This window comes from Albidovulum sp., assembly GCF_008933605.1.
Taxonomy (GTDB): Bacteria; Pseudomonadota; Alphaproteobacteria; order Rhodobacterales; family Rhodobacteraceae; genus Albidovulum.
In genome coordinates this window covers 1-4,810 of record NZ_WBUS01000200.1, presented here as the reverse complement: position 1 = coordinate 4,810, position 4,810 = coordinate 1, and the positions used below count along the sequence as shown (strand labels likewise).

The window sequence follows — 4,810 nt, the reverse complement described above, 5'->3', positions numbered from 1 at the left end:
GCGATGTCTGGCGAGCAGCGCCTTGACGTTGCGAATATTGTCCATCGACACCGGCTGTCCGCCGCCGGCGTTGTTGGTCACGGTGATCATGCAGAAGGGAATATTGGCCGCGCCCTCGGTCTCGATCTGGATTGCCGGGGCCCGGCCGGCGGGGGCGTCGGCGGTCAGCAGCCGCCGCGGCGCCCCGCCATCCCCCTCGGCCGCGGTCGCGCGGCGGAACACCAGCAGCGAGTGATAGACCGTCGTCCGCTTTGTCAGGCCGGTGCGCTCTTCCGACGGCAGGGTATCGGCGCGGACATATTCCCAGCCCTCGCGGGCGAGATCGTTCATCACCGTGGCAAGCGTCTGTGCGAACCGGTCGGCGGGCGTCTTCGCGCCACGCACCTTCTCGCCTCGGGTCGGGGCGGGAACCACCTTGTACTCGTACGTCTGCATCGGAGCCTCGTCTGGCAGGGCGGGACCTGAGCCCCATAGCGGATGCGCCCCGGCCGGGCAAGGGTGGGGCCCTCGAAGCCCGGCGAGAGTGCGCTCAGGACCGGCGGGCGGATCAGAGACCGAGTTTCGTCGCCACGAGCGCGTTCACGGCGGCCGGATTGGCCTTGCCGCCGGTCGCCTTCAGGACCTGGCCCACGAACCAGCCGGCGAGTTTCGGGTTCGCCTTGGCCTTCTCGACCTGCGCGGGGTTCTGGGCGATGATCTCCTCGACCGCCGCCTCGATCGCGGAAAGGTCGGTGACCTGCTTCATCCCGTGCTTCGCGGCAACCTCGGCAGGGTCGGCGCCGCGCTCCGTCGTCCAGAGAAGCTCGAAGAGGTCCTTCGCCATCTTGCCGGAAATCTCGCCCGAGGCGATGAGGTCGAGCACGCCGCCGAGCTGCCGGGCGGAGACGGGCGAGGCCTCGACGGTCAGCCCCTCCTTGTTCAGCCGGCCGAAAAGCTCGTTGATCACCCAGTTCGCCGCCTGCTTGCCGTCGCGCCCGCGGGCGACCTCCTCGAAGAAGGCGGCATTCTCCACCTCGGCGGTCAGCACGCCCGCGTCGTATTCGGTCATGCCGTAGTCGGCCACGAAGCGGGCGCGCTTGGCGTCCGGCAGTTCCGGCATCGACGCGGCGATTGCGTCCACCCAGTCCTGCTCGATCTCGAGCGGCAGGAGGTCGGGGCAGGGGAAATAGCGGTAGTCGTGCGCTTCTTCCTTCGAGCGCATGGAGCGGGTCTCGCCCCTGTCGGGATCGTAGAGCCGCGTCTCCTGCTCGACCTTGCCGCCGTCCTCGACGATGGCGATCTGGCGCCGCGCCTCGAATTCGATCGCGGCCTGGATGAACCGCATCGAGTTCATGTTCTTGATCTCGCAGCGGGTTCCGAGCACAGAATGATCGCCCGTCGCCTGGTATCTCTCGTAATCCCCCGGCCGGCAGATGCTGACGTTGACGTCGGCGCGGAGGTTCCCGTTCTGCATGTTGCCGTCGCATGTGCCGAGGTAGCGTAGGACCTGGCGGAGCTTGGCCACATAGGCCGCCGCTTCCTCCGGCCCCCTGATGTCGGGGCGCGAGACGATCTCCATCAGCGCGACGCCGGTGCGGTTGAGGTCGACGAAGGACATGGTCGGGTCGAGGTCGTGGATCGACTTGCCGGCGTCCTGTTCCAGATGGATCCGCTCGACCCGCACGCGGCGGGCGATGCCGGGCGCCAGCACCACGAGGATTTCGCCCTCGCCGACGATCGGGTGGTAAAGCTGGCTGATCTGGTAGCCCTGCGGCAGGTCCGGGTAGAAGTAGTTCTTGCGGTCGAAGGCGGATCGAAGGTTGATCGCGGCCTTCAGGCCGAGCCCGGTGCGCACCGCCTGTTCGACGCAGAACTCGTTGATCACGGGGAGCATGCCCGGCATCGCCGCGTCGACGAAGGACACGTTGGAGTTCGGCTCCGCCCCGAATTCCGTCGACGCGCCCGAGAAGAGCTTGGCCCGGGACGCGACCTGCGCATGGACCTCCAGGCCGATCACCAGTTCCCAATCCGCTTTCGCACCGGAAATCACCTTGGGTTTCGGGGGTTCGTAGGCGAGGTCGAGCATGGGGCGTCCTTCCGTGTCCGGACCGCTTTCTAAGGGAGCGGGGCGGGCGAGACAAGCAGGGCAAGCCGGCGCGGGCGCGCGAAATCACGCGCAACCGGGGGCGCGGATGCGGCGGGGTTCCGCCGATGCGTCCGGCCGCCGGTTGCCTTCGGTGGGTGTTTTGCCCGAGGGTCGCGGCGCCGGCACGGGGCGCCGGTGTCACTCAAGGCCAGACCGATGGCGCTGTCGCGTTTCCGCTTTGCCGGGATCTTCCTGCTGTTGCTGCCCTCGGCCTGTGTCGAGGCGGTGCAGCCGGAGGTTGGCCAGGCCGCGTTCCTGCCTGTGATGCGGTGGGACCACCGGCCCGAGGCAGACGAATGGACGGCGGCCACGCTGAAGGCGCTGACGGCGGAGGGCGCCGTGCTTGCCTCGACGGTGCCGGCCGACGTGGACCAGTTCTGCCCGAAGTACGAAGAGGCCTCGATGCCGGAGCGGCGCGCCTTCTGGGCCGGCCTCCTCTCGGCGCTGGCCAAGCACGAAAGCACCTGGAACCCCCGCGCCAAGGGCGGCGGCGGCCGGTGGATCGGGCTCATGCAGATCGCGCCCGGCACGGCGCGCACCTATGGCTGTGCCTTGCCGGACGGCAAGGGCCTCACCGATGGCAGCGCCAATCTCGCCTGCGCCGTGAAGATCGCGGCCGCACAGGTCGGCCGTGACGGCGCCATCGTCTCGGACGGTGATGGCTGGCGCGGGATCGCGCGCGACTGGGCGCCGATGCGGGTCGGCGCCAAGCGCGCGGACATCGCCGCCTGGACGAGCGGACAGCCCTACTGCAAGGGCTGAAGGTCCGCGTTCAGGCGATGATGCGGATGCCCCGGCGACCGAACTCGCGCATGAGATCGCGCTCGTCCATCCGGCCCACGCCCGAAAGCGCGGCGGTGCGGCCATCGGCAAGGCAAAGAACGCAGACGGTCTGCCCCTCGGGGCTCCGCCCGATCCGCACGCTTTGCAGGTCGTCGAGCCGCGCGCTCTGCCGGCCCTTCTCGGTGAACCAGTCGATCCGGTCCTGCCCGAGCCGGAAACCGCGGCCCGGGTTGCGGACGAGCCGCGCGAGCAGGAGGCCGAGCCAGATGACCGCCAGCGCCGGGACGAGCCGGTTCATTTCCAGCGTCAAACTGAGATAGACGGCCGCCATCGCGATCCCAAGCGCGACATATGTGCCAGGCCTGCGAGCCTGGCGCAGACGGCCGAACGCTTCCACATTCATGGAACGCACGCCCCCAAACAGATACACCCATGACCAGATTAGGGCCTGAGAGCCGCGATGGGAAATTGCCGCGATCCTCCGCCGGCGTCTGACGCCACAGGCGAAACGATGGTGGCGCGCGCGCGTGATTGGCGGCGCGGCGGCGCGCTGTTTCCGCGCGAGGCGCGATTCGCGCGGCGTCAGCGCCCGCCCGAGACGTCGATCGTCGTACCGGTGATGTAGGAGGCGTCCTCCGAGAGCAGCCAGAGGATCGTCCGCGCGATCTCGTGCACCGTGCCGGGGCGGCGCATCGGGATGCGGTCGGCAAGGCGGATGGCGCGGTCGGGCTCGCCGCCCTTGGCGTGGATCGCGGTGTCGATGATGCCGGGGCGGACCGAGACGACGCGCACGCCCTCGGCCGCCACCTCGTCGGCGAGGCCCTTGGTCAACGCGTCGAGCCCGGCCTTGGAGGCCGCATAGTCGACATACTGGCCGGCCGAGCCGAGCCGGGCCGCGACGGAGGAGACGTTGACGATCACGCCGCCCGCGCCGCCGTGGCGGGTGGACATGCGCCGCGCGGCGTGGCCGGCCAGCAGGAAGGGCGCGGTGAGGTTCACCGCGAACATGCGCGTCAACCGCTCCGGCGTCATCTCCTCCACCCGCGCGGCGCGGTCGACGATGCCGGCGTTGTTGATCAGCGCGTCCATCCGGCCGAAGGCCGCGTCATACGCGGCCATAAGCCGCATCACGGCCGCGGGATCGGTGAGGTCGGCCTGAAGCAGGGCGGACCGCCCGCCCGCTGCGGTCACGCCCCGCGCGGTCAGTTCCGCGCCGGCTCGGTTGCAGTTGTAGTGGATAGCCACGTCCCAGCCGGACCCCGCCAGTTCCCGCGCGGTCTCCTGCCCGATCCCGTCGGAGGCCCCGGTGACGAGTGCCGTCCTACGCATCGGCGCCCCTTATCCGGCCCGCCATCTCGCCCAGATCGCGGCTGAGGCCGGGCGCGGCGAGGATCCGGTCAAGCTCCGCCCGGATCCGCGACCTGCGCCCCTCGTCGTATCGTGCCCAGCTCTGGAAGGCGGTGGACATCCGCGCGGCCGTCTGCGGGTTCACCGGGTCGAGCCTGAGGAGCCACTCGGCGTAGAAGCGGTAGGCGGCGCCCGAGGCGGCGTGGAAGCCCGCGTGGTTGGCCGAAAGCCCGCCGAGGAGCGCGCGGAAGCGGTTGGGGTTCTTCCAGTCGAAATCGGGATGCGCGGCGAGCCTTTCGGCCACGTCCGCCGCCGCGTCCGGCGGGCAGAGCGCGGGTTGCAGCGTGAACCATTTGTCGATCACCAGCCGGTTGCCCTTCCAGCGGTCGTGGAAGGCGGCGAGCGCGCCTTCGGCGCGGCCCGCGGCGATGAGGCTCGCCAGTGCGCCGGCGCTTTCGGTCATGTTGCCCGCCGACGCGAAGAGGTCTGCCGCCCGCCCGCCGCCGTCGATCCGGCTGAGGAGCGCGAGGCAGGCGAGGCGGAGCGCGCGGCGCC

At 70.1% G+C, this 4,810-nt stretch carries 6 protein-coding genes; 1 reads left to right on the top strand and 5 read right to left on the bottom strand.

The features are described 5' to 3' along the window. Both F9K34_RS17110 and gatB read right to left on the bottom strand, forming a co-directional pair. Window positions 1-435 (bottom strand): DUF4177 domain-containing protein (locus F9K34_RS17110; RefSeq protein WP_291338325.1); only part of this gene is annotated, 435 nt, incomplete at its 3' end. Between the two features lie 112 nt (window positions 436-547). After that, on the bottom strand, window positions 548-2,065 hold the full coding sequence (gatB, locus tag F9K34_RS17105) for an Asp-tRNA(Asn)/Glu-tRNA(Gln) amidotransferase subunit GatB (protein ID WP_291338324.1): 1,518 nt from the start codon (window positions 2,063-2,065) through the stop codon (window positions 548-550). A 216-nt stretch (window positions 2,066-2,281) separates the two neighbouring features. Here gatB and F9K34_RS17100 point away from each other — a divergent pair, with 216 nt between their 5' ends. Continuing rightward, on the top strand, window positions 2,282-2,887 hold the full coding sequence (locus tag F9K34_RS17100) for a transglycosylase SLT domain-containing protein (RefSeq protein ID WP_436405762.1): 606 nt from the start codon (window positions 2,282-2,284) through the stop codon (window positions 2,885-2,887). Between the two features lie 10 nt (window positions 2,888-2,897). Here the strand turns inward: F9K34_RS17100 and F9K34_RS17095 are convergent, their stop codons facing one another. From F9K34_RS17095 to F9K34_RS17085, 3 genes are all read right to left on the bottom strand, one after another. Continuing rightward, window positions 2,898-3,206, bottom strand: a complete 309-nt coding sequence (locus F9K34_RS17095; RefSeq protein ID WP_291338322.1) for a hypothetical protein — start codon at window positions 3,204-3,206, stop codon at window positions 2,898-2,900. A gap of 284 nt (window positions 3,207-3,490) precedes the next feature. Beyond that, the gene (locus tag F9K34_RS17090) at window positions 3,491-4,237 is read right to left on the bottom strand and encodes an SDR family oxidoreductase (RefSeq protein WP_291338321.1); all 747 of its coding nucleotides are present in this window, start codon (window positions 4,235-4,237) and stop codon (window positions 3,491-3,493) included. Beyond that, the coding region (locus F9K34_RS17085; RefSeq protein ID WP_291338320.1) for an aminopeptidase N C-terminal domain-containing protein at window positions 4,230-4,810 on the bottom strand (581 nt) is incomplete at its 5' end. The genes F9K34_RS17090 and F9K34_RS17085, both read right to left, overlap by 8 nt.

Bases quoted from the DNA above. Each gene is read 5' to 3' on its own strand.
- F9K34_RS17090 (WP_291338321.1), bottom strand. From the start codon at position 4,237: ATGCGTAGGACGGCACTCGTCACCGGGGCCTCCGACGGGATCGGGCAG.
- F9K34_RS17100 (WP_436405762.1), top strand. From the start codon at position 2,282: ATGGCGCTGTCGCGTTTCCGCTTTGCCGGGATCTTCCTGCTGTTGCTG.
- F9K34_RS17095 (WP_291338322.1), bottom strand. From the start codon at position 3,206: ATGAACCGGCTCGTCCCGGCGCTGGCGGTCATCTGGCTCGGCCTCCTG.
- gatB (WP_291338324.1), bottom strand. From the start codon at position 2,065: ATGCTCGACCTCGCCTACGAACCCCCGAAACCCAAGGTGATTTCCGGT.